Here is a 22,287-nt window from a genome sequence, read left to right as displayed (position 1 = left end):
ATGCAGACCGGCAGACCGATATCACGCCGAAGCGGCAAAACGCTCGAATCCGCGCGCCCGCAGCACGCAGGCCGGGCATTCGCCACAGCCATATCCCCAGGCCTGGCGGTGGCCGCGGTCGCCCAGGTAGCAGGTGTGGGTGTGCTCCACGATCAGGTCTACCAACGCCTGGCCACCCAGCTGCCGCGCCAACTCCCAGGTTTGCGCCTTGTCTATCCACATCAACGGGGTTTCGATCAGATAGCGTTTGTCCATGCCCAAGGACAAAGCCAGTTGCATGGCTTTCATGGTGTCGTCGCGGCAGTCCGGGTATCCTGAAAAATCGGTCTCGCACACGCCGGTGACGATGACTTCCAGATTACGCCGGTAGGCCAGGGCTGCAGCCAGGGTCAGAAACAACAGATTACGCCCGGGCACAAAGGTGTTGGGCAGGCCACTCTCCTCCATCTTGAACGCCATGTCACGGGTCAGCGAGGTCTCGCTCACCTGGCCCAGAACGGACAAATCCAGCAGATGGTCTTCGCCCATCTTGCCGGCCCACTGCGGGAATTGCAGCTTGATCTGCTCCAGCACACGCAGACGGACCTGCAGCTCTACGTGGTGGCGCTGGCCATAGTCAAACGCAACCGTCTCCACATGGTCGTACTTGGACAAAGCCTGGGCCAGGCAGGTGGTGGAGTCCTGCCCACCGGAAAACAAAACAAGAGCGCGGGAATGCATGGTCGGATTTCAATAACAGTAACTGATCTTTATAGGCTATTTTCGTAGAAGACGACAGCCACCCGCCAGTTCACCTTGGCAGGTCGCCCCTGGCCGGGGCAGGTAGGATGTGGCAATGAAATTTCTCTTGCACCTGGTCCGCACACTGTTCAGATACACACTGACGCCCCTGATCGCCCTGCTGCTTGTATTCGAAGAATGGGGGTGGGAACCGCTGGCCCGGTGGATGGACAGATTGGCGCATTTGCCGGTCTGGTCGCATTTGGAGCGCCTTATACGGCGCCTGCCGCCGTATGCCGCCCTGCTGGTATTTTTTGTGCCCATGTTGACGCTGCTGCCCATCAAGCTGCTGGCCTTCTACTGGATCAGCAAAGGGCATGCCTTGTTGGGCCTGCTGGTGGTGCTGGCAGCCAAGCTGCTAGGCACAGCGATAGTAGCCCGCCTATTCCACCTGACGCAGCCCGCACTGATGCAACTGCCCTGGTTCAACCGCCTTTACCAGCGCTGGAAAGCATGGAAAGACGAACTGATAGCCCAAGTCAGAAGCAGCAGGCCCTGGCGCATCGCACGCGCGACCTCACGCGCTGTGCGCCAAGTCAGCCGCAAGCTGCTGGAAACCCTGCGCCAAGCCTTCCGCTAGTCCGCAGAGATATTACAAACTTTTTAGGGCTCTAGCGCAGGTAATATCTACGCTAGCAGCTATAAAAAAGATAGTAATTAGGAATCAAACTCAATGGGAGTGCCGTGGCACGGTCGAACCACGACAGCCCACCAGAAAGTCGAAATCGCAACCATCATCAGCCTGCAGCACATGGTCCACATACAGGCGGGCGTAGCCACCCGATAGCGGCTTGGGCACGTTGCCGGCCAGGGCGGCCAAACGCTCTGCCAGTTCGGCATCGCTGATGTCCAGATGCAAGCGGCCTTGTTCGCAGTCCAGCTCGATGAAGTCACCATCGCGCACGGCGGCCAGCGGGCCACCGGCAGCGGCCTCAGGTGCCACGTGCAGCACGACGGTGCCGTAGGCGGTGCCACTCATGCGAGCGTCGGAGATGCGCACCATGTCTTTTACGCCCTGGCGCAGCAGCTTGGGTGGCAGGCCCATATTGCCGACCTCGGCCATGCCGGGGTAACCCTTGGGGCCGCAGTTCTTCATCACCATCACGCAGCTGGCGTCGATGTCCAGGTTTTCATCGACGATGCGTTCCTTGTAATGCTCCAGGTTCTCGAACACCACGGCGCGGCCGCGGTGCTTGAGCAGCGCGGGCGTAGCCGCCGATGGCTTGAGCACCGCGCCGCGTGGCGACAGGTTGCCGCGCAGGATGCAGATGCCACCGTCGGCGATCAACGGGTTATCGATGGGGCGGATGACTTCGTCGTTGTACTGGGGTGCTTCACGCACGTTGTCCCACATGGACTTGCCGTTCACCGTCAACGCATCGGGGTGCGGCAGCAGGCCGTTCTCGCCCAGGCGGCGCAGCACGGCGGGCAGGCCACCGGCGTAGTAGAACTCTTCCATCAGGAAGCGGCCCGAAGGCTGCAGGTCCACGATAGTTGGGGTGTTACGGCCGATGCGGGTCCAGTCTTCCAGGTCCAGCTGCACACCGATACGGCCGGCAATAGCCTTCAAATGGATGACGGCATTGGTCGAGCCACCGATGGCGGCGTTGGTGCGAATGGCGTTCTCAAACGCTTCGCGGGTCAGAATCTTGGACAGGGTCAGGCCTTCGCGCGCCATCTCGACCGCACGCGAACCCGACATATGGGCCAGCACGTAGCGGCGCGAATCCACTGCGGGAATTGCGGCGTTGTGCGGCAGCGAGGTGCCCAGGGCCTCGGCCATGCAGGCCATGGTGGAGGCCGTGCCCATGGTGTTGCAGGTGCCGGCGGAACGCGACATGCCGGCTTCGGCGGCAAAGAATTGGTGTTCGTTGATCTCGCCGGCTTTCAGCGATTCATGCAGCTGCCAGACGGCAGTACCGGAGCCGATGTTCTTGCCATCCAGCTTGCCGTTCAGCATGGGGCCGCCGGTGACGACGATGGCCGGGATATCGCAGCTGGCCGCGCCCATCAGCAAAGCCGGCGTGGTCTTATCGCAGCCGGTGAGCAGTACCACCGCGTCGATGGGGTTGCCACGGATGGCTTCTTCCACGTCCATGCTGGCCAGATTGCGGGTCAGCATGGCGGTGGGGCGCAGATTCGATTCGCCGTTGGAGAACACCGGAAACTCAACCGGAAAGCCTCCAGCCTCGAAGATGCCGCGCTTCACATGCTCGGCGATCTTGCGGAAGTGGGCGTTGCAGGGAGTCAGCTCAGACCAGGTATTGCAGATGCCGATGATGGGACGACCGTCGAACTCATGGTCGGGAATGCCCTGATTCTTCATCCAGCTGCGGTACATGAAGCCGTTCTTGTCAGCAGAGCCAAACCACTCCGCAGAACGCATTTTTTTCGGGGTATCAGTCATAGTAAATTTTTCAGAGAAGAGCGGCTACGAAAATCAGCCGTGGGGGGATTTGCGGGCGGTAAAAAGGCGCTGCAACAAGCAGAACAGGAAAAGCAGCGCGCCCACCACGATGCGCGTCCACCACGAACTCAAAGACCCGTCAAAAGAAATCAGCGTCTGGATAATGCCCAGCATCAACACACCAAACAGCGTGCCCACCATATAGCCAGAGCCGCCGGTAAGCAGCGTGCCGCCTATCACCACGGCAGCAATCGCGTCCAGCTCCATGCCGACTGCATGCAGGCCATAGCCAGACAGCATGTAGAACGTGAACACGACACCCGCCAAGGCCGAGCAAAAACCGGACAGCGTGTAAACACCAATCAGTGTGGAACGCACCGGCAAGCCCATCAGCATGGCCGAATGCTCGCTGCCGCCTACGGCGTAGACATTGCGGCCAAATGGCGTGCAGTGCGCCAGGAAAACGGCCACAAGCAAGACCACCAACGCGATCACAGCACCGATCGAAATGGACGCGTCACCCCATACCGGCAGGCGCATTTGCGACACCTCAGAGTAAAACTCATTGGTCATGCTGATTGAATCGATGCTGATCAAATAGCACAAACCGCGCGCCAGGAACATGCCGGCCAGGGTCACAATGAAGGGCTGCAGACGGAAGCGCTCAATCAGGAAGCCCATGAATGCACCAAACGCCGTGCCCATCAACAGCACCAGCGGAATCACCAGAGCCGGGCTCCAGCCGTGGTTCTCCACCAGCGAAGCCGACACCATGGTGGTGAAGGCAATCACCGAGCCCACCGACAAGTCAATCCCACCAGACAAGACCACAAAGGTCATGCCTACTGCCACGATGACCAGGAAAGCGTTGTCGATCAACAGGTTCAAGAACACCTGCAGGGAAAAGAAGCCTTCGTAGAACACCGAGCCCAGCGTGGCCATCGCCATGAACAGGGAGATGGTGGCCACCAGAGGCACATATTTGGGATTGATGCGCACGGCAACACGGGGCGCCGACATAGGCTGCGCAGTTTGGGGAAGAACAGTGCTCATGCGCGAACCTCAGAGGAGCCGGGACGCACCATCCACACACCCATGGTGGCGCGGAACTCGGGCGACTGCAGCAACATGACGGCAAACACCACCACGGCTTTCACGACCAGGTTGATCTCGGGCGGAACGCCCAGCGAATAAATAGCGTAGGTCAGCGTCTGGATGATCAAGGCACCAATCACGCTACCCACCAGGCTGAAGCGGCCACCGGTCAATGCTGTACCGCCTAGGGTCACAGCCAGGATGGCGTCCAACTCCAGCAGCTGGCCGGCATTGTTGCCGTCTGCACTCTTAACATTGGAACTGATCAACAAGCCCGCCACACCCGCGCAGAATCCACAGAACGCATACACCCATACCGTCAGGCTGCGTGCCTGTATGCCCACGCCGCGCGCAGCTACCGGGTTGATGCCCACAGTCTGGATGAATAAGCCCAGTGCGGTACGCGTCATGGCCAGGTGCAGCACAGCAAACACCAAAGCGACGATGAACAACGAGAACGGCAGACCCAACCAGTAGCCGCTACCCAAAAAGAAAAACGGCGAGTAGTAAATGGTGATGATCTGCCCACCGGTGATGAGCTGCGCAATACCCCGCCCGGCTACCATCAAGATCAGCGTGGCAATGATGGGCTGCATGCCAATGCGTGCCACCAGCAAGCCATTCCACACACCGCAGAACAAGGCCACAGCCAATGCCGCCAAGATGGCCAAAGGCATGGGGAAACGGCTGGCATGCACGGCTACGCCATCCTGCACCACCAGTGCCCCACCAATCATCCAGGCCGCCAAGGCTGCCGATATGGCCACCACGGCACCGACCGAAATATCAATACCGCGCGTAGCAATCACCAGCGTCATACCCAGCGACACCAATACCAGCGGCGCGGCGCGGTTCAAGATGTCAATCAGACTGCCATACAGATGGCCATCACGCCATTCAACGTGCAGAAAACCAGGGTTGAAAACCACGTTCACCACCAGCAGGAGCAGCAGTGTCACCATGGGCCACGCCAGACGATGGCGCATCGACCGGCTGAACCGGCCTAATACAGAATCAAGCATTTCCAGCCGCAATCATTCGGTAAACCTCGTCCTCGGTACTGCCACCTGGCAGTTCCCCCACTTTGCTGCGTTCGCGCAGCACGGCGATACGGTCAGACACGCGCACCACTTCACTCATCTCGGACGAGATGAACAGTACCGCCATGCCGTCGCGTGCCAGGCGCAGAATTTCTTCCATGATTTCCTGCTTGGCCGCCACATCGATGCCACGGGTCGGTTCGTCCAGTATCAGCAGCTTCGGGTCGGTCGCCAGCCAGCGTGCGATCACGGCCTTTTGCTGGTTACCACCCGAAAGCAGGCCAATCGGCGTCTCGATACTGGCCGTCTTGATGCCCAGCTTCTTGACGAAATGCTCGGCCAAGGCCGTCTGCTCGGCCATCGACAGAAATTTGCGCAAGCCCAAGCGGGCCTGCAAGGCCAGCGCGATGTTTTCACGCACCGACAGCTCGGCCACGATGCCATCGGTCTTGCGTTCCTCGGGGCACAGCGCTATGCCGTGCTTTACCGCATCGGCCGGGTTCGACAACTGCACCGTCTCACCGCGCATATGTAAGCTGCCACGGTCTGCCGATTCCAGGCCAAACAGCAAGCGCGCCAACTCGGTACGCCCTGCCCCCAGCAAACCCGCCAGGCCCAGCACTTCGCCGGCATGTACGCTCATGTCCACCGGCAGCAAGCGCCCTGCCTGGCCCAGGCCCTGCGCCTGTAAGAGCGCGGGCTCGTTCTGCGTGTTGCCCCGCTGGGCGCCCGCCACCGCCGTCTGCACCGAGAATTCGCGGCCCAGCATGGCGGAAATCAAAGCCTGCGGCTCCAGATCCTTGGCCATCCACTCGCCCACCCAGGCACCGTTGCGCAGCACCGTGATGCGGTCGGATACCGCATACACCTGGTTCAGAAAATGGGTGACGAACACGATCGCCAAGCCCTCGCCGCGCAAACGGCGCAACACTTCAAACAGCTTCTGGACTTCATCCTCGTCCAGGCTGGAAGTCGGTTCGTCCAGTATCAGCACCTTGGATTCCACTCCCAGAGCGCGGGCAATCGCGACCAATTGCTGCACCGCCACAGGGTAGGAGGACAGCAGTTGCGTCACGTCAATGTCCAAACCAATACGGGCAAGCAATTCACGCGCACGGCGATGCACCGAACCCCAGTCGATGCGGTAACCCTGGGACAAGCCATAGCGCGGGTAACGCCCGGCAAAAACGTTCTCGGCGACCGACAGATTCGGGCACAGATTCACCTCTTGGTAGACCGTGCTGATGCCCAGCTTCTGGGCTGCCAGAGGGGAATCGGGGCGTATCAATTGACCGGACAGCCGCATCTCGCCACCGCTGGATTCCAGTACGCCGGTCAGCACCTTGATCAAAGTGGATTTACCGGCACCGTTCTGCCCCATCAGGGCGTGTATTTCACCGGGGTAAAGGTTCAGTTGTACGCCACGCAACACAGGGTTGCCAGCAAACTGCTTGTCTATGCCCGCAAGCTGCAATACGGGCTGAACGCTGGCGCTGCACATTATTTGTTCTTGTTGTAGACGTCAACAAACACGGCTGCCAGCAACACCAGACCCTTAATGATCTGCTGGTAGTCAATGCCGATGCCCATGATGGACATACCGTTGTTCATCACGCCCATGATGAAGGCACCAATCACCGCCCCCATCACCTTGCCAACGCCACCGGACGCCGACGCGCCACCGATGAAGCAGGCGGCGATCACGTCCAGTTCAAATCCCAACCCACCCTTGGGCGTGGCGGTATTCAGCCGTGCGGCAAACACCAGTCCGGCCAGCGCGGCCAGCACGCCCATATTGATGAAGGTGTAGAAGGCCAGACGTTCGGTTTTGATGCCCGATAGCTTTGCAGCCTTTTCGTTGCCACCCAGGGCATAGACGCGACGGCCAATGGTGGTCCGACTGGTCACGAAGTCAAACAACGCAATCAGCAGCGCCATGACGATCAGCACATTGGGCAGGCCCTTGTAGGATGCCAGCAGGTAACTGAAGGTGATCAGCAAGGCCGAGAAAATCACCATCTTGCCCCAAAAGAAGGCCGTGGGTTCGCCAGTCACACCGTGTTTTTGCTGATTGGCACGTGCACGTATACCCGCCACCACCAGTGCCAGGGCCACCAATACACCCAGCAGCAAAGAGGTCATGCGCAAACCTTCGGAGCTGAACAGATCGCCAATGAAACCCGAACTGAGCATCTGAAAAGTATCTGGGAATGGCCCCACCGACTGCCCTTGCAGCAACGCCAGCGCCAGCCCCCGGAACACCAGCATGCCCGCCAGCGTGACGATGAAGGAGGGAATGCGGAAGAAGGCGACGAAGTAACCCTGCATGGCCCCGATCAGCCCACCCACTGCCAGACAGAGAATGGCCGTGGGCAGGTAATGCCATTCGTAATTGACCATCAGCACCGCAGCCACCGCGCCGACAAAGCCGACGATGGAGCCGACCGACAAGTCGATGTGGCCCGCCACGATCACCAGCAGCATACCCAGCGCCATGATGACGATGTAGCTGTTTTGCAGCACCAGGTTGGTCAGGTTCAACGGCTGCATCAGCGTGCCGTTGGTCATGAACTGGAAGAAGGCCATGATGGCCACCAGCGACAGCAGCATGCCATATTCGCGCAGGTTGCTTTTAAAGAAGCTCAGGCCCGAAGGCGCGGCGGTGACAGCAGAGGCCGCAGGGGTTGTAGTTGTTTTTTCCATGATCTGAATGTTCTAGTAATGCTCTAGTTGGCGCTGACGATGGCACGCATGATTTTTTCCTGGCTCGCCTCGGCGGTTGGCATTTCGGCCACAAACCGCCCTTCGTTCATCACGTAGATGCGGTCCGACAGGCCCAGCAGCTCGGGCATTTCAGACGAAATCACGATCACGCACTTGCCCTCGGCCGCGAGTTGCGCAATCAGGGTGTAGATTTCGAACTTGGCCCCCACGTCGATGCCGCGTGTGGGCTCGTCCAGAATCAATACCTCGGGGTTGGTGAACAGCCATTTGCTCAGCACCACTTTTTGCTGGTTGCCACCCGACAGGTTGACCACTTTCTGGTCTACACCCGAGCAGCGAGTGCGCATTTTTTCGCGGTAACCCTGGGCCACGGCAAACTCGCGGCCATCGTCGATCACGCCGTTTTTAGACACGCCAGGCAGATTCGCCAACGAGGTGTTCCACTGGATGTCTTCGTTCAACACCAGGCCGTTGCCCTTGCGGTCTTCGGTGACGTAGGCCAGGCCGTGCGCCACGGCTTTTTGCACCGTGGACACGTCAATTTCCTTACCGTGCAGCATCGCCTTGCCGCTGATGCGCTGCCCCCAGGATTTACCAAACACGCTCATCGCCAGCTCGGTGCGGCCCGCGCCCATCAGGCCGGCAATGCCGACGATTTCGCCGCGCTTGACGGTCAGATTGATGCCTTTAACCATCTCGCGGTCGGCATGCTGTGGGTGGTAGGCGCGCCAGTCGCGCAGCTCGAACACGGTCTCACCAATATTCGGCGTACGTTTGGGGTAACGGTCGGCCATTTCGCGGCCCACCATGCCGCGGATCACGCGGTCTTCGCTAATGGATTCGGCGCGGCAGTCCAGCGTCTCCACCGTAGTGCCGTCGCGCAAAATGGTGATGGAGTCGGCTACCTTGGAGATTTCGTTGAGCTTGTGCGAAATCAGAATGCAGGCAATGCCCTGGGCTTTGAGTTCCAGCAGCAGCATCAGAAGCGCATCGCTGTCGGTTTCGTTCAGGCTGGCCGTAGGCTCATCCAGGATCAGCAGTTTGACTTCTTTGGACAGCGCCTTGGCAATTTCGACCAATTGCTGCTTGCCCACGCCGATATTGGTGATCAGCGTGTTGGGGGATTCTTTGAGGCCGACCTTCTTTAGCAAGGCCTGGGTCTGGCTGTGCGCCGCCATCCAGTCGATCACTCCGTTGTGCGCGGTCTCGTTGCCCAAAAAGATGTTTTCGGCAATCGACAGCAGCGGCACCAAAGCCAGCTCCTGGTGAATGATGATGATGCCCTGTTGCTCACTGTCGTGGATGCCGCTGAATCGGCGCTCTTCATCCATATAGCGGATTTCTCCGCTGTAGGTGCCATGGGGATAGACACCCGACAAGACCTTCATCAAGGTCGACTTTCCTGCGCCGTTTTCACCCACCACGGCATGTATCTCGCCTGCATGCACACGCAGATTGACCTTGTTCAACGCAACCACTCCGGGGAATGTTTTGCGGATGTCGTGCATCTCCAGAATTGTTTTCAACGCCTATTCCTCTTTTAGACTTACGCAGCGCCCGTGGGCGCGGTGGCACTCACCTGCCCTCGGGCGCTGCGTAAACCGTGCTTCAGTTGAAAGCAAATTGCATCTCAGGCACAACGATCCTGCCCCGCGAGGCGCAGGATCGTCGACCGTCACGACTTACTTGACTTGCGATTCCTTGTAGTAACCGCTGTCAATCAGGATTGGCTTCCAGTTGGAAGCATCTACAGCCACTGGCTTGAGCAGGTAAGCAGGCACGACCTTGATGCCGTTGTTATAGGTCTTGGTGTCGTTGATTTCAGGCTTCTTGCCGGACAACTCGGCATCCACCATATTGGCAGTCACCTTGGCCAGCTCACGGGTGTCCTTGAAGATGGTGGAGTACTGTTCACCACGCAGAATGGACTTCACCGACGGTATTTCCGCGTCCTGGCCGCTCACGATGGGGCAAGGCTGGGTCTTGGTGCAGTAGCCCACACCCTTGAGGGAGGACAGAATACCGATGGAAATGCCGTCATAAGGGGACAACACGGCGTCGACCTTGTCCTTGGCATAGAAGGCGGACAGCAGGTTGTCCATGCGGGCCTGGGCCACAGCACCATCCCAACGCAGGGTACCGACCTTGTCCATGCCCATTTGCTTGCTGCGCACCACCAGCTTGCCGCTGTCGATGTAAGGCTTGAACACGCTCATCGCGCCGTCGTAGAAGAAGAAGGCGTTGTTGTCATCTGGCGAACCACCAAACAACTCGATATTGAACGGACCCTTGCCTTGTTTTAGGCCCAGCTTGTCCACAATGGTGCCGGCTTGCAACACGCCGACCTGGAAGTTATCGAACGTAGCGTAATAATCCACGTTCTTGGAGCCCTTGATCAGACGATCATAGGCAATGACCTTGACGCCTTTGTCGGCAGCGTTTTGCAGCGCCTTGGACAGCGTGGTGCCGTCAATCGAAGCAATCACCAGGACCTTGGCACCCTTGGTAACCATGTTCTCGATTTGAGCGAGCTGGTTAGGGATGTCGTCGTCAGCGTACTGCAAATCGGTCTTGTAGCCGCGCTCCTTGAGTACCTTGACCATGTTGTCGCCGTCAGCGATCCAGCGGGCCGAAGATTTCGTGGGCATGGAAATGCCGATGGTTCCCTTGTCTTGTGCATTGGCCTGGGGTGCGAAACCCATAGCAGCCAGGGCCATGCTGGCCAGCAAGGTTTTGATAAACGTACGTTTCATTGGATTGTCTCCGGTGGTTGAAAAAACGCCCCCAGTATCAAGGGCGTCGTTGTTTGCGCAGATCAGTATTTACGCTTGGGGAACTCTTTGGCGGCAACTTCCATGGGGAAGATGCCTTCTTCGGTCACGATGCGCTTTTGCAAGGACTTACCGGCTTTCAAATCTTTCACAGCGGACATCAGTTGTGGGCCGAGCAATGGGCTGCACTCGACGGACACATTCAACTTGCCGGCAATCATGGCCTCAAAAGCGCCCTTGACCCCGTCAATGGAAATGATGGTGATGTCCTTGGCGGGCTTGAGTCCAGCTTCTTCAATTGCCTGGATGGCACCAATCGCCATGTCGTCATTGTGTGCGAAAAGTACGTTAATTTTCTTGCCTTCGGCCTTCAAGAAAGCTTCCATGACCTCCTTGCCCTTGGCACGGGTGAAGTCGCCAGTCTGCGAACGGATGATCTTGAATTTGGGATCTGCTTTGATAATCTCTTCAAAACCCTTTTTACGGTCAATCGCTGGAGCGGAACCCACGGTACCCTGCAGCTCAACGATATTCACGTCGCCGCTGACATTCTTCATGGCATCCACCAACCAGCGACCGGCTTTGCGGCCTTCTTCGGTGAAGTCAGAACCCATAAAGGATACATACAAAGAGTCATCCTTGACGTTGACAGAACGGTCCGTCAACACCACTGGGATCTTCGCCGCCTTGGCTTCGCGCAGCACGGTTTCCCAGCCCGATTCCACGACAGGGGAAAACGCAATCACGTCAACCTTCTGGGCGATGAAGGAGCGGATCGCCTTGATCTGGTTTTCCTGCTTTTGCTGAGCGTCAGAGAACTTCAGCTCAATACCGGCCTCTGCCGCAGAGGACTTGATGGAATCAGTATTGGCCGTGCGCCATTCGCTCTCGGCGCCAACCTGGCTGAAACCCAACACAATTTTTTTCTGCGCAAAGCTGGTTGCTGGCAACAGACCGATAAAGGGCGCGGTGGCCAATGCGGCCGCAAGAGTACGACGGTTGATTTTCATGATGTCTCCTAGTTGGTTTCGTTGATTGCCCTGTCCACCGCTTCAAGCCAGCATGTAGCCGGTTTTAACAGTGGTGTAGAACTCTGCTGCGTAGCGCCCTTGCTCGCGTGGGCCATAACTGGACCCCTTGCGGCCACCGAAGGGCACGTGGTAATCGACACCCGCCGTAGGCAGGTTGACCATGGTCATGCCCACTTCGGCATGGCGCTTGAAATGCATGGCGTTTTTCAGCGATGCCGTGCAAATGCCGGCACACAGACCGAATGGCGTCTCGTTCGCCAAAACCAGCGCATGCTCATAGCTGTCGGCACGAATCACGCACGCCACGGGGCCGAAAATCTCCTCCCGGGCCACTCGGTGCTCTGGCCTGGCCAGAAACAACGCAGGGCTCATGTAGTGGCCTGGTGTCGCGGACTCCACCGTGGCGCCACCCCATACATGCTCTGCGCCTTCGGCACGGGCAATCTCCATCCAGGCCAGGTTCTGCTCCAGTTGGATACGATCCACCACCGGGCCGATGGCGGTATCGCGGTCTAGCGCATGTCCAACCTTCAGGTTGACCATGCGTTGGCGCAGGCGGGACACAAAAGCATCATGGACCTTGGCCTCCACAATCAAGCGGCTGGATGCCGTGCAACGTTGGCCGGTAGAAAAGTACGCACCCTGCACCGCACAGTCCACAGCCTGGTCCAGATCAGCATCAGCCAACACCACCAAGGGGTTCTTGCCACCCATCTCCAGCTGCACCTTGGCACGCCGTGCCACCGTGGTTTGCAAAATACGCTCACCTGTGGCAGCAGATCCGGTAAAGCTGATCGCGTTGACACGCGGGCTGTCCACCAGCGTCTGCCCCACTTCTCGACCGCTGCCCATGACCAGATTGAAAACTCCGGCCGGCAGACCCGAGCGGCTAATAATTTCGGCCAGAGCCCAACCGCAAGCTGGCACCAGTTCGGCTGGCTTGAACACTACGCTATTGCCATAGGCCAGCGCGGGCGCAATCTTCCAGGCCGGAATCGCAAACGGGAAATTCCACGGTGCGATGATGCCCACCACACCCACGGGTTCACGCGTCACATCAACCTGTACGCCAGGCCGCACCGAGGCCATCGACTCACCTGGTATACGCAAAGCTTCGCCAGCAAAAAACTTGAATATCTGGCCTGCACGCGTCACCTCGCCCACGGCTTCAGGTAAAGTCTTCCCCTCTTCCCGCGCCAACAAATTACCCAACTCGGCTTTGCGCGCCAAGATTTCGCTACCGATCTGGTCCAGCACGTCAAAACGGCGCTGCGGTGTACTTTGACTCCAGTGAGGCAATGCCTCGGCAGCGGCGCGTATTGCCAGCTCAGTCTGGTTACGATCAGCACGTGCGTACTCTGCAATTACTTCCCGGGTGTCAGACGGGTTTTCGCTGGTGCCAGTGGTGACACCTGTCTCCCAGCGACCGTTGATGTATTGCCGGGCAGTCTGCAGTTTTTCGCCGAATGTCATGTAGGTGTGATTGCCAATGTGCCGGAAGTCTAGAAACAAAATTCATATCGATCCAATCACTTTTTCAACAAAATACATATCAATGTCTGCATTCTGGAAAACCCCATGACAAATTACACCCACTGGTTCATCCGCGCCAGGCTGAAAACCCGGCAGCTGCTGCTGCTGGTAGCCCTGGCTGAAGAGGGCAATATCCACCGCGCGGCCCAGGTACTGAACATGACCCAACCCGCAGCCTCCAAGCTGCTCAAAGACCTGGAAGACGTGCTGGAGGTGTCCCTGTTCGACCGCCTGCCACGCGGCATGCAACCCACCTGGTACGGCGAAACCATGATCCGCCATGCTCGCGTAGCCCTGGCTAGCCTGAACCAGGCGCACGAAGAACTCACCGCGCTCAAAGCCGGACGCTTCGGCCAGGTCAGCATAGGCGCGATCACCTCGCCAGGACTAACCTTGCTGCCCTCTGCCGTGGCGCTGGTGAAGCTGGAGCAGCCCACGCTGCGCGTCGCCTTGGATATTGACACCAGCCCGGTGCTGATTGAGCGGCTGCAGCAGGGCAAGCTGGATATTCTGGTGGCCCGCCTGTTCGCCGAGCATGACAAGGCCAATCTACGCTACGAACCCCTGGTGGAAGAGCCGGTATGCGCAATCGCCCGGCCCGGCCACCCGCTGATCGGCATGACCGGCCTGACCTTGCGCGACGTGGTCGGCGCCGGCTGGATCGTGCCGCCCGCTGGCAGCGTGCTACGCCACCGCTTTGAGCTGATGTTCCAGGAAGTGGGGCTGGCCACGCCCCTGAATGTGATTGAAAGCGCCGCCCTGCTCTTCATCACTCGCATGCTGCAGCAAAGCGATATGGTGGCCGTGATTGCCGCCGACGTGGCCCAGTATTACGCGGCCCATGGCATCGTCTCCATCGTGCCGCTGGAAATACCCTGCCACATGGATGCGTTCGGCATCATCACCCGCACCGACCGTCTGCCCTCCCCTGCGGCCAAAGTGATGATGAAAGCCTTGAAAACCGCCAGCCTGTCGCTGTATGGGCGCAAGCTGGATATGGAATAAACCCAGGGGCCATCAGGCCCAGCCGGCATCCACCTTGAACTCTTGGGCGGTGCACATGGCGCCGTCACTGGAGGCCAGGAACAAAACCATGCGCGCGATATCTGCGGGCAAAATTTTGTCGGGCAGGCACTGGGTGCGCTGCAAATTGGCCTCGCCCTCGGCATCCAGCCACAGCTGGACCTGGCGTTCGGTCATCACCCAACCAGGCGAGACGGTGTTGATGCGGATGCGGTCCTGGCCCAGGCTCTTGGCCAAGCCACGCGTCAGGCCATTCACCGACGACTTGGCGATCGCATAGCAGGGGTAGCCCGTGCCCTTGGTCTGCCAGCCGGTGGACCCCAGGTTGATGATGGAACCACCACCCAGTCGGCGCATGCCCGGCACCACCGACTGGATTGCAAAAAATGCCGGCCGCTCGTTAATAGCCATTCGCTGATCGTAGTACTCGGGGGTGACCGACTCCAGCGTGTGGCGGTCGTCACTGGCCACGTTGTTAACCAGTGCCGAAAAGTCGCCCAGAACCGCAGCGGCATCCTGTATGGCCGTTTGCAGCGCAGCCACATCCCGCACATCGCAGGTACGCCACCAGGGCGCGGCATGGCCGGCGTCCTGCAACTGCTGTGCCAGCGCGCGACTGGCATCTTCGGCCACATCCACAAAGGCGACCCGTGCGCCCTGCTCTACAAATGCCGAGACGATGGCCGCGCCAATACCACCGCCGCCGCCAGTCACAAAGACCGGCAGGTTACGCAAACTGGGGTAGGTGGAATCCAATGCGGCGCCGGAAGATGTCGCCTGCGAGTTAATGTTATTTGTCATTGCAAAATATATATCTTTAAATGCAAAAAATAATGCATTTTGATATAACTATGCCCTGCGCACCCCATCCACGTCAAGCACCGGACCTATTTACGCGCCGAACAAGGCGCAGCTTTTCACTTCAACCAACACACCATCTGCCGCCGCAGGATTTATAAGAAATATGGCTTTATTGCATGTATTACGTGCGTCAGCAGCTACGAAATAAATAGCAATCACCCGTCCTGCGTTAAACGCTTGCGGCCCGGTTAGCGTCCAGCGCCGCATGCAAGGCCACCAGAGCCTGGGTCAGCTTGTGCTGCGGGTCCAGATAGACCATGGGCAAGGATTGTTCGTGCGATTCACGGATCTTGACCGAAGAGGACAGATAGGGCTGCAGCACAGGCAGACCCTCGGCCACCAATTCGTTCACCATGCGCTGCGGCAGGTTGGCGCGTGGCTGGAACTGATTCACCACAATGCCGTCCACCACCAGGCCGGGGTTGTGGTCCACGCGGATTTCCTGCACGTTCTCCAGCAAGGTGTACAGGGCCTTGCGGGCAAACTCGTCGCAGTCGAACGGGATCAGGCAAGCACGCGCGCCAATCAGGGCGGAACGGGTATAGAAGTTCAGCGCGGGTGGGGTATCCAGGTAAATACGGTCGTAGTCTGCCCCCAATTGCTGCAAGGCTTCACGCAGCTTGTACAGCTTGTGGCGCGACTCCAGCTTGCCCTCCAGCTCGCCCAGCGCCGGGCTGGACGGCATCACATGCAGGTTCTCGTGTGGTGTGGGTACGATGAAATCCGTGGGCGGTACCGTGCGCAGGCTGTAGCTCAGGCAATGTTCAAAGAACCCGGCCACAGTGGGCTGGTCTTCGCGTGCCAGCGATCCCAACAGATAACTTGTGGAATTTCCCTGAGGGTCCAGATCGATCACCAGGGTGCGCAAACCCTGGCTGGCACTGATGGCGGCCAGGTTGCAGGTAATGGTGGACTTGCCCACCCCACCCTTCTGGTTGAAAACGACAAGCGGCATGGCACGGTTCCTTGTACAAAGAGACAGGGGCTAAAACTCGGGCTATTGTCCACGGTCCATGCCCAGCGCAGACCAGCAGCAAATCGCATGCCCGCTGCGACAAAAATAAGCCGTTGACCATCGCAGATGGCTACCGACCCAACTACGGCGATTTGGTAGCATGAAGACATGTTCAACCGCGCCTGCATCCGGCCCGCAGTCATTGCTGCCCACCTCAGTCTTTGCGCATTCAGCTGCTGCTTGGCAGCTACGCCCCCCATATTCGAAACCCCGGAAGCAGAGAAATTCATACGGAGCATGTTGGCCGAAGCCGATGCAGGCAAGACCCTGCGCGTCAGCAGCAAAACCCTGATGCAAGCCTACAAAGCCAACGAGGCTGTCGCCGACCAAAAATACAAAGGTAAACCACTGCTGGTGGAAACCGCGGTGGACCTGGTATCACGCGACATGGTCGGCACCCTGGTGGTTTACCTTAAATCAGGCTCCTTCATGCCGGTTGCAGCCCGCTTCGACACCAAGGTCACCCTGGTCGAAGGCCTGGAAAGTGGCACCAACACCGTCAAAATCCGGCAACTTCCAGCGGAAGAAGCCGTCACCTTGCTAAAACGCGGCCAGACCATCCATCTGCTCTGCAAAGGTGACGGCTACAGCCTAGGCTCCCCGGGACTGGAGCTTTGCAACATGGTCAGCTTATAAAAGCTGGTATTTAAATCCCTGGCTCCGGCCCCTGCGCGCCCTTGTGCATCGTGATCACATCAAACGGGCAGCGCAGCGCGCATTTGCTGCAACCGGTACAGGCATCTATATCGCTGAGAACAGAGAACTTCTTCCAGCCCTGCCTTTCCAAGGACAGCAAATGCAGATCACACGTGGGCACGCACCAGCCGCAGCCAGTGCAGCGTGTGGTGTCTATTACCGGTTTCGGTACTTGGCGTGGTCTACCCATTGAACCCACATCATAGAACCGGCACAACCTTGTTCACCACACAGACGAAAATCCAAAGATGCAAGAACCTTCGCCTCGCTCCATACCCCGCTTCTGGTGGCACGCCACAACACTAGTCGCATTCCTGGCGGGCTGCGCCTCCACGCCCCCCAAGCAGCCGCTGCAAGCTGTCTCGCCAGCCGCTACCCAAGCCGCACCAACGCCACCTTCTGCCGAAGCACAGAGCCTGCAACCAGATTTCGCCCGCTGGGTCGATAGCGTCCGCGCCCCGGCGCTTGCCGCTGGCATCAGCGATGCCACCCTGCATATCGCTTTCGACAATGTGCGCTACCTGCCACGTGTGGTCCAACTGGACCAGGCACAGCCCGAATTCACGCGCACGGTCTGGGACTATCTGGACTCAGCCGTATCCCCGCAACGCGTGGTGCGTGGCCAGGACAAACTCCTGCAAGTCCGGGCTGAAGCCGATGCAGCCGCCACCAGCTACGGCGTACCGGCCAGCACCCTGGTCGCCATCTGGGGCATGGAAAGCAACTACGGCAGCAACTACGGTGACATCCCCACCATCGACGCGCTGGCAACGCTGGGTTTCGAAGGGCGGCGCGAAGACTGGGCCCGTAGCCAATTGCTGGCAGCGTTGAAGATTCTGCAAAACCGTGATATCGACCGTGCCCACATGGTCGGCTCCTGGGCTGGCGCCATGGGCCAGACCCAGTTCCTGCCATCGAACTTTCTGGCCTACGCCGTAGATGCCGATGGCGACGGCCGCCGCGACATCTGGGGCAGCATGGCCGATGTACTGGCCTCGACAGCTAACTTCCTGGCCCGCTCAGGCTGGCAAGCTGGCCAGCCCTGGGGCACTGAGGTGCAGCTCCCCGCAGGGTTCGACTTCGGCCGCGCCGACTCCCAGATACAGCAAACCGCCGAGCAATGGGCACTGGAGGGCGTACGCAGCGTGGACGGCGCAGCCCTGCCCGCGCTGGACGCGGCAGAAATCCTGTTGCCTGCAGGCGCACGCGGACCCGCCTTTCTGGTGGGCCCCAACTTTCGCGCCATCCTGCGCTACAACAACTCCACCAGCTACGCGCTCGCGGTCAGTCTGCTAGCCCAGCGCCTGGACAATGGGCCCGCTGTACAAGCGGCGTGGCCGCGTGATTTGCAAGCCCTCACGCGCAGCCAAATACGGGAGCTACAAACAGCACTGAACCAGCGTGGGTTTGCCAGCGGCAGCGCCGACGGCCTGATGGGCCCCACCACACGCGACGGCCTGAGAAAGTACCAACGCAGCCTGGGCCTGCCCGCCGACGGCTATCCAGACCTGGAGTTGTTGCAACGCTTGCAAGCGCCATAGCATTGCGGATACAGGACATCCGCAATGCACCGGTAGCCCGAGCGTCAAGCCAACTGGCGTTGTACATGCTTGAGTAAGCCTTCACAGGCATCTTCGACCAGGTCCAGTACGGCCTCAAACCCTTGCTCCCCACCGTAATAGGGGTCCGGGACCACCGGGTTGTCATAGTGTTCACAGAACTCGGTCAAGCGCCGGATCTTGGAGTGGTGACGGGACGGGCTTTCACTCTGCGTCAAAGCCAGGTTGTCCCAGTCCATCACCAGAATCAGGTCGTATGCGTCAAAGTCTGCATTCCGGATCTGACGCGCCCGTAAACGAGACAGATCGTAGCCACGCCGGGATGCATGCGCCTGCGATCGGGTGTCAGGGGGACTATTGGGATGGTAGTTGTGGGTGCCGGCGGAATCCACATGGATTCTGTGGTCCAAACCCAGTGCAGTCACCTTGTGCAGGAACACACCATGGGCGGTCGGGCTGCGACAGATATTGCCCATACAGACAAATAAAACAGAGAAGGTTTTCATCATCAAGGTAGCATGAAATGAGAAATCCGGGTCAAGTCTGAACCAACAGTAGCAGAGTCTCCGCCCGAGCCATGTCTCAACATTAAGGTGGCTATATGCTGTATATTAAAACAGTATTTAGCCAAACAACAGATGTGAGAAACCGTATGGAAGCCATGATTGAGACCCTGTACACCGTCACTCTTACCGACTATCCCGATCTGCCAACGAAGGAGCGGATGGCCGCAGAAATGCGCTACAGCAAAGCACTGGAACGGCGGATAGGCCCACCGGAAGATGTAGCGCATGTACTCAAAGCAGTAGAGCGACTGGCAGACGACGGTGATGTATCAGAACCCAACGATGAAACACGTAGACTGGTCAGTCATTGGTATCTTGCGTGCAACGCAGCACGAACTGCGGGTTTACAAGGACTGGGAGATTTGCCAGGAGCCTGGTTTGATGTCCGCATCGTGTAAATAGCCTCTGGTCCATACAGCGGCTGAAGGCTCCCCTCTTAATAAACCTTGAAAAATTTTGGCTGTTGCGATCCAGAGAACCGCTGGCACCCAAATACGTCGTTCCGCCCCCTATGTTGAACCTTATCTTTCCAACCGGTACTGCAGCCCTTGCAGCCGCAGGAGCATACGCTGCGGCTCCAATCTTGTTGAATAGAAATCTAAGTGTCGGGGAAGTATTGCTATACGGCGGTTTGACACTGACCTCCGCAGGCTGCGTGCTGCGGTACCGCAAACGCCAAGAGCGCAAGCGACTGATAGGCATGCGAGATTCCGCGTTGTGGTGATGCATCAGCAAATTCTGGCAATTTCCTTAGCCAATTCGTTGAAACAGGCAACTCGCCAGTCAGGCCTGCAGATGGCGGCGTGACTAGCCTCCGCGATACCAAGGGCAATTCAGTGCCCCCGTGGGGGTTTAGGCCCAGGATACCTGAGCAAGCCTTAGGTACGCCGTACAAACCGCACTAACCTTCTAGACAACAGCCAAGCAGAAGCAATAACCCACGTGGAGAAAGCAAAAACCTGCTAAACGCAAGTTATTGAGGGCGTGTCCGAATTTCCGTGTGTAAGGCTCGTTGAACCTTTACCGATTAGTGAAACTGGTTGGGGATTTTAGGTACCCGATTATGTGAACCGGTCCTCGTTGAGGATCGCGAATTGGTTCATCGCTGATTTCCAGTTGTTGGCCGCCCGTCCCCAGTCCTCGGTGATGTTGCGCAGCGCTAGCCAGATCAACTTGGTGGCCGTATCGTGGCTAGGGAAGTGTCCACGCGTCTTGATGATCTTGCGCCACCTCGCATTCACACTCTCAATGGCGTTGGTCGTGTAGATCACGCGCCGCACCTCGGGCGGAAAGGCGAAGAACGGGACGACCTTGTCCCAGGCCCTGCGCGAGGCACCAACGACGGTCGGGAACTTCTGACCCCAGAGTCCAGCCTCAAACGCGTGCAGTTCGCTCCCGGCCGTCTCGGCACTCACTGCCGTGTAGATCGGTTTGATGGCCGCAGCAAGTGCCTTGCGGTCCTTCCAACTGGCGAAGTCCAGGCTGTTACGGATCAGGTGCACGATGCAGGTTTGCAGTGTCATAGCAGGCCCCCCCAGCGCCTCGGGCATGCCCTTGAGGCCATCGGTGACGGGGCAATCAGGATGTCGTGCACCCCGCGCGTCTTGAGCTCGTTGAAGACTTTCATCCAGAACTTGGCACCTTCAGTGTTCTCCATCCAGATGCCCAAGATGTCTCGGCTGCCGTCGGGCAGCACGCCCAGGGCCAGATAAACTGCCTTGGAGCGCACCACCGCATCCTCGCGGATCTTGACCCGCAGCGCGTCAAAGAACACGACCGGATACATCGCCTCCAGCGGGCGTGTCTGCCAGGCCGTGACCTCGCCCATCACCGCGTCGGTGACGCTGCTGATCAGGTCGGGTGAAACGTCCACCGAGTACATCTCGGCGAGGAAGCCCTGGATCTCGCGCACGGTCATGCCACGGGCATACATGGCGATGATCTTGTCGTCAAAGCCGGTGAAGCGACGCTCGCGCTTGCCGATGAGTTGGGGCTCGAACGTGCCCTCACGATCGCGAGGAACGTCGATGCGCAAGGCGCCAACATCGGTCAGCACCGTCTTGGCGCTTTTGCCGTTGCGGTGATTGGCTGTGGCCCCTTCTGGCTTGGCCTGGCCGGGCGCGTAGCCCAGGTGGTGGCTCATCTCGGCGCCCAGGGCGCGCTCAAGAACCGACTTCTTGAACTGCTGGAAGTGGTCCTCAAGCTCGGCTGGCGTTACCGACCCAGGGATGAGTTGCTCAAGCAGCTCGGCTGAGAATTACGGCTGCGCCGCCTTGTCCGCTATTGCGGTCGTCTTCGTTTTGCGTGGCATTAATGCTCCTTGTTGACATGCTATGCCTCACACACAAAATTTCTGACTGGCTCTGGCCAGCGTCCGCAGCCGGACCGCACGGGCCATGAAGACGCCGCTGTGCAACAGATTCACAGGTTCCTGGAGATGACAACCACCATGGGCTGGTGGCCAATGCGGTGCTCACGCTGGCCCAAGGGTATGCCATAGCGCGAAGCGGCCAAGCCATGCCGATGAGTGGTCTCGGCAACTTTCTGACTGATCCCGGTCGAGGCTGTGTGAAAACGCTTCACGCATGGCAGCTTCAAAAATAAAATAGGGTCACCCGTTTCCAGCGAGGTAGCCCATGAAGCGCTTCATCGAAGGCCAAGACCGCCAGCAAGTCACCTTGCTACCCGAGTGCCTCGACGATTATGTTGCTGAAGACAATCCGGTGCGGATCATTGAAGCCTTCGTCGAAGCACTGGACTTGACCGCTCTCGGGTTTGCGGGCACCGAACCTGCTCTCACGGGCGCCCCTCGTACCACCCGTCAGTCCTGCTCAAGCTGTACATCTACGGCTACCTGAACCGCATCCAGTCCAGCCGGCGCCTGGAGCGCGAAGCCCAGCGCAATGTGGAACTGATGTGGCTCACAGGCCGGCTGGCGCCCGACTTCAAGACCATTGCTGACTTCCGCCATGACAATGGTCCCGGCATCCGCAAGGTCTGCCAACGCTTCATCGCCCTGTGCTGACAGTTGAAGCTGTTCACCCAGGCCATCGTTGCCATCGATGGCAGCAAGTTCAAGGCCGTGAACAGCCGAGACCGCAACTTCACCGTGGGCAAAGTCGACAAACGCCAGGAACAGATCGAACACAGCATCCAGCGCTACCTTGATGCCTTGGAGACGGCCGA

At 58.8% G+C, this 22,287-nt stretch carries 19 protein-coding genes and 2 pseudogenes; 6 read left to right on the top strand and 15 right to left on the bottom strand.

Features of this window, described 5'->3' with window-relative positions; translation table 11 throughout:
- Positions 1 to 21 precede the first annotated feature (21 nt).
- Positions 22 to 720 (bottom strand): 7-cyano-7-deazaguanine synthase QueC, encoded by a 699-nt coding sequence (gene queC, locus AC07O2_RS17790; RefSeq protein WP_495077078.1) that lies wholly within the window; start codon positions 718 to 720, stop codon positions 22 to 24.
- A 115-nt stretch (positions 721 to 835) separates the two neighbouring features.
- Between queC and AC07O2_RS17785 the strand changes: the two genes are divergently transcribed.
- Positions 836 to 1,360 (top strand): hypothetical protein, encoded by a 525-nt coding sequence (locus AC07O2_RS17785; protein ID WP_495077077.1) that lies wholly within the window; start codon positions 836 to 838, stop codon positions 1,358 to 1,360.
- A 90-nt stretch (positions 1,361 to 1,450) separates the two neighbouring features.
- Here AC07O2_RS17785 and AC07O2_RS17780 read toward each other — a convergent pair whose 3' ends face one another.
- The 9 genes from AC07O2_RS17780 to AC07O2_RS17740 form a co-directional block, all read right to left on the bottom strand.
- Positions 1,451 to 3,187, bottom strand: a complete 1,737-nt coding sequence (locus tag AC07O2_RS17780; protein ID WP_495077076.1) for an IlvD/Edd family dehydratase — start codon at positions 3,185 to 3,187, stop codon at positions 1,451 to 1,453.
- Between the two features lie 33 nt (positions 3,188 to 3,220).
- Positions 3,221 to 4,240, bottom strand: a complete 1,020-nt coding sequence (gene yjfF, locus AC07O2_RS17775) for a galactofuranose ABC transporter, permease protein YjfF (RefSeq protein ID WP_495077075.1) — start codon at positions 4,238 to 4,240, stop codon at positions 3,221 to 3,223.
- A complete protein-coding gene (locus AC07O2_RS17770; RefSeq protein WP_495077074.1) occupies positions 4,237 to 5,244 on the bottom strand; it encodes an ABC transporter permease in 1,008 nt (335 codons plus the stop codon). Before AC07O2_RS17770 ends, yjfF begins: the two co-directional genes overlap by 4 nt.
- 52 nt (positions 5,245 to 5,296) lie before the next feature.
- The gene (locus AC07O2_RS17765) at positions 5,297 to 6,823 is read right to left on the bottom strand and encodes a sugar ABC transporter ATP-binding protein (protein WP_495077073.1); all 1,527 of its coding nucleotides are present in this window, start codon (positions 6,821 to 6,823) and stop codon (positions 5,297 to 5,299) included.
- A complete protein-coding gene (gene mmsB / locus AC07O2_RS17760) occupies positions 6,823 to 8,025 on the bottom strand; it encodes a multiple monosaccharide ABC transporter permease (RefSeq protein ID WP_495077072.1) in 1,203 nt (400 codons plus the stop codon). Before mmsB ends, AC07O2_RS17765 begins: the two co-directional genes overlap by 1 nt.
- Before the next feature lie 23 nt (positions 8,026 to 8,048).
- On the bottom strand, positions 8,049 to 9,554 hold the full coding sequence (gene mmsA, locus AC07O2_RS17755) for a multiple monosaccharide ABC transporter ATP-binding protein (protein WP_495077196.1): 1,506 nt from the start codon (positions 9,552 to 9,554) through the stop codon (positions 8,049 to 8,051).
- 174 nt (positions 9,555 to 9,728) lie between these two features.
- Positions 9,729 to 10,799: a multiple monosaccharide ABC transporter substrate-binding protein gene (gene chvE, locus AC07O2_RS17750; protein WP_495077071.1), complete on the bottom strand. Its 1,071-nt coding sequence runs from the start codon at positions 10,797 to 10,799 to the stop codon at positions 9,729 to 9,731.
- A gap of 62 nt (positions 10,800 to 10,861) precedes the next feature.
- On the bottom strand, positions 10,862 to 11,827 hold the full coding sequence (locus tag AC07O2_RS17745; protein ID WP_495077070.1) for an ABC transporter substrate-binding protein: 966 nt from the start codon (positions 11,825 to 11,827) through the stop codon (positions 10,862 to 10,864).
- Positions 11,828 to 11,869: 42 nt separating this feature from the next.
- Positions 11,870 to 13,321 (bottom strand): aldehyde dehydrogenase family protein, encoded by a 1,452-nt coding sequence (locus tag AC07O2_RS17740; RefSeq protein WP_495077069.1) that lies wholly within the window; start codon positions 13,319 to 13,321, stop codon positions 11,870 to 11,872.
- A 105-nt stretch (positions 13,322 to 13,426) separates the two neighbouring features.
- Between AC07O2_RS17740 and AC07O2_RS17735 the strand changes: the two genes are divergently transcribed.
- Positions 13,427 to 14,386 (top strand): LysR family transcriptional regulator, encoded by a 960-nt coding sequence (locus tag AC07O2_RS17735; protein ID WP_495077068.1) that lies wholly within the window; start codon positions 13,427 to 13,429, stop codon positions 14,384 to 14,386.
- A gap of 12 nt (positions 14,387 to 14,398) precedes the next feature.
- Here AC07O2_RS17735 and AC07O2_RS17730 read toward each other — a convergent pair whose 3' ends face one another.
- Together AC07O2_RS17730 and AC07O2_RS17725 are read right to left on the bottom strand one after the other, a co-directional pair.
- A complete protein-coding gene (locus AC07O2_RS17730) occupies positions 14,399 to 15,205 on the bottom strand; it encodes an SDR family NAD(P)-dependent oxidoreductase (protein WP_495077067.1) in 807 nt (268 codons plus the stop codon).
- 229 nt (positions 15,206 to 15,434) lie between these two features.
- Positions 15,435 to 16,220: a ParA family protein gene (locus AC07O2_RS17725; protein WP_495077066.1), complete on the bottom strand. Its 786-nt coding sequence runs from the start codon at positions 16,218 to 16,220 to the stop codon at positions 15,435 to 15,437.
- 297 nt (positions 16,221 to 16,517) lie between these two features.
- Between AC07O2_RS17725 and AC07O2_RS17720 the strand changes: the two genes are divergently transcribed.
- A complete protein-coding gene (locus AC07O2_RS17720; protein ID WP_495077065.1) occupies positions 16,518 to 16,916 on the top strand; it encodes an OB-fold protein in 399 nt (132 codons plus the stop codon).
- Between the two features lie 10 nt (positions 16,917 to 16,926).
- Here AC07O2_RS17720 and AC07O2_RS17715 read toward each other — a convergent pair whose 3' ends face one another.
- The gene (locus tag AC07O2_RS17715) at positions 16,927 to 17,166 is read right to left on the bottom strand and encodes a 4Fe-4S dicluster domain-containing protein (RefSeq protein WP_495077064.1); all 240 of its coding nucleotides are present in this window, start codon (positions 17,164 to 17,166) and stop codon (positions 16,927 to 16,929) included.
- Between the two features lie 58 nt (positions 17,167 to 17,224).
- Between AC07O2_RS17715 and AC07O2_RS17710 the strand changes: the two genes are divergently transcribed.
- Positions 17,225 to 18,517 carry a lytic murein transglycosylase gene (locus AC07O2_RS17710; protein ID WP_495077063.1) on the top strand — a complete coding sequence of 431 codons (1,293 nt, stop codon included), beginning with the start codon at positions 17,225 to 17,227 and terminating at the stop codon, positions 18,515 to 18,517.
- 44 nt (positions 18,518 to 18,561) lie between these two features.
- Here the strand turns inward: AC07O2_RS17710 and AC07O2_RS17705 are convergent, their stop codons facing one another.
- Complete coding sequence (locus AC07O2_RS17705) at positions 18,562 to 19,041, bottom strand: low molecular weight protein-tyrosine-phosphatase (protein ID WP_495077062.1); 480 nt, start codon at positions 19,039 to 19,041, stop codon at positions 18,562 to 18,564.
- Positions 19,042 to 19,136: 95 nt separating this feature from the next.
- Here AC07O2_RS17705 and AC07O2_RS17700 point away from each other — a divergent pair, with 95 nt between their 5' ends.
- On the top strand, positions 19,137 to 19,499 hold the full coding sequence (locus AC07O2_RS17700; protein ID WP_495077061.1) for a hypothetical protein: 363 nt from the start codon (positions 19,137 to 19,139) through the stop codon (positions 19,497 to 19,499).
- Between the two features lie 663 nt (positions 19,500 to 20,162).
- Here the strand turns inward: AC07O2_RS17700 and AC07O2_RS17695 are convergent.
- Positions 20,163 to 21,346: pseudogene (locus AC07O2_RS17695) on the bottom strand (IS256 family transposase).
- A 391-nt stretch (positions 21,347 to 21,737) separates the two neighbouring features.
- Between AC07O2_RS17695 and AC07O2_RS17690 the strand changes: the two are divergent.
- Positions 21,738 to 22,287, top strand: a pseudogene (locus tag AC07O2_RS17690) (transposase); the annotation flags it as partial.

It is taken from the genome of Rhodoferax sp. GW821-FHT10B06, from assembly GCF_059415605.1.
The sequence above is the reverse complement of the archived record's forward strand: the minus strand, read 5'-3'. Positions and strand labels throughout refer to the sequence as shown.

What these genes read in the sequence shown, in the direction of transcription:
- queC (WP_495077078.1), bottom strand. Translation starts at nt 720, where the DNA reads ATGCATTCCCGCGCTCTTGTTTTGTTTTCCGGTGGGCAGGACTCCACC.
- AC07O2_RS17785 (WP_495077077.1), top strand. Translation starts at nt 836, where the DNA reads ATGAAATTTCTCTTGCACCTGGTCCGCACACTGTTCAGATACACACTG.
- AC07O2_RS17780 (WP_495077076.1), bottom strand. Translation starts at nt 3,187, where the DNA reads ATGACTGATACCCCGAAAAAAATGCGTTCTGCGGAGTGGTTTGGCTCT.
- yjfF (WP_495077075.1), bottom strand. Translation starts at nt 4,240, where the DNA reads ATGAGCACTGTTCTTCCCCAAACTGCGCAGCCTATGTCGGCGCCCCGT.
- AC07O2_RS17770 (WP_495077074.1), bottom strand. Translation starts at nt 5,244, where the DNA reads ATGGTGACACTGCTGCTCCTGCTGGTGGTGAACGTGGTTTTCAACCCT.
- AC07O2_RS17765 (WP_495077073.1), bottom strand. Translation starts at nt 6,823, where the DNA reads ATGTGCAGCGCCAGCGTTCAGCCCGTATTGCAGCTTGCGGGCATAGAC.
- mmsB (WP_495077072.1), bottom strand. Translation starts at nt 8,025, where the DNA reads ATGGAAAAAACAACTACAACCCCTGCGGCCTCTGCTGTCACCGCCGCG.
- mmsA (WP_495077196.1), bottom strand. Translation starts at nt 9,554, where the DNA reads ATGCACGACATCCGCAAAACATTCCCCGGAGTGGTTGCGTTGAACAAG.
- chvE (WP_495077071.1), bottom strand. Translation starts at nt 10,799, where the DNA reads ATGAAACGTACGTTTATCAAAACCTTGCTGGCCAGCATGGCCCTGGCT.
- AC07O2_RS17745 (WP_495077070.1), bottom strand. Translation starts at nt 11,827, where the DNA reads ATGAAAATCAACCGTCGTACTCTTGCGGCCGCATTGGCCACCGCGCCC.
- AC07O2_RS17740 (WP_495077069.1), bottom strand. Translation starts at nt 13,321, where the DNA reads ATGACATTCGGCGAAAAACTGCAGACTGCCCGGCAATACATCAACGGT.
- AC07O2_RS17735 (WP_495077068.1), top strand. Translation starts at nt 13,427, where the DNA reads ATGACAAATTACACCCACTGGTTCATCCGCGCCAGGCTGAAAACCCGG.
- AC07O2_RS17730 (WP_495077067.1), bottom strand. Translation starts at nt 15,205, where the DNA reads ATGACAAATAACATTAACTCGCAGGCGACATCTTCCGGCGCCGCATTG.
- AC07O2_RS17725 (WP_495077066.1), bottom strand. Translation starts at nt 16,220, where the DNA reads ATGCCGCTTGTCGTTTTCAACCAGAAGGGTGGGGTGGGCAAGTCCACC.
- AC07O2_RS17720 (WP_495077065.1), top strand. Translation starts at nt 16,518, where the DNA reads ATGTTGGCCGAAGCCGATGCAGGCAAGACCCTGCGCGTCAGCAGCAAA.
- AC07O2_RS17715 (WP_495077064.1), bottom strand. Translation starts at nt 17,166, where the DNA reads ATGGGTAGACCACGCCAAGTACCGAAACCGGTAATAGACACCACACGC.
- AC07O2_RS17710 (WP_495077063.1), top strand. Translation starts at nt 17,225, where the DNA reads ATGCAAGAACCTTCGCCTCGCTCCATACCCCGCTTCTGGTGGCACGCC.
- AC07O2_RS17705 (WP_495077062.1), bottom strand. Translation starts at nt 19,041, where the DNA reads ATGAAAACCTTCTCTGTTTTATTTGTCTGTATGGGCAATATCTGTCGC.
- AC07O2_RS17700 (WP_495077061.1), top strand. Translation starts at nt 19,137, where the DNA reads ATGCTGTATATTAAAACAGTATTTAGCCAAACAACAGATGTGAGAAAC.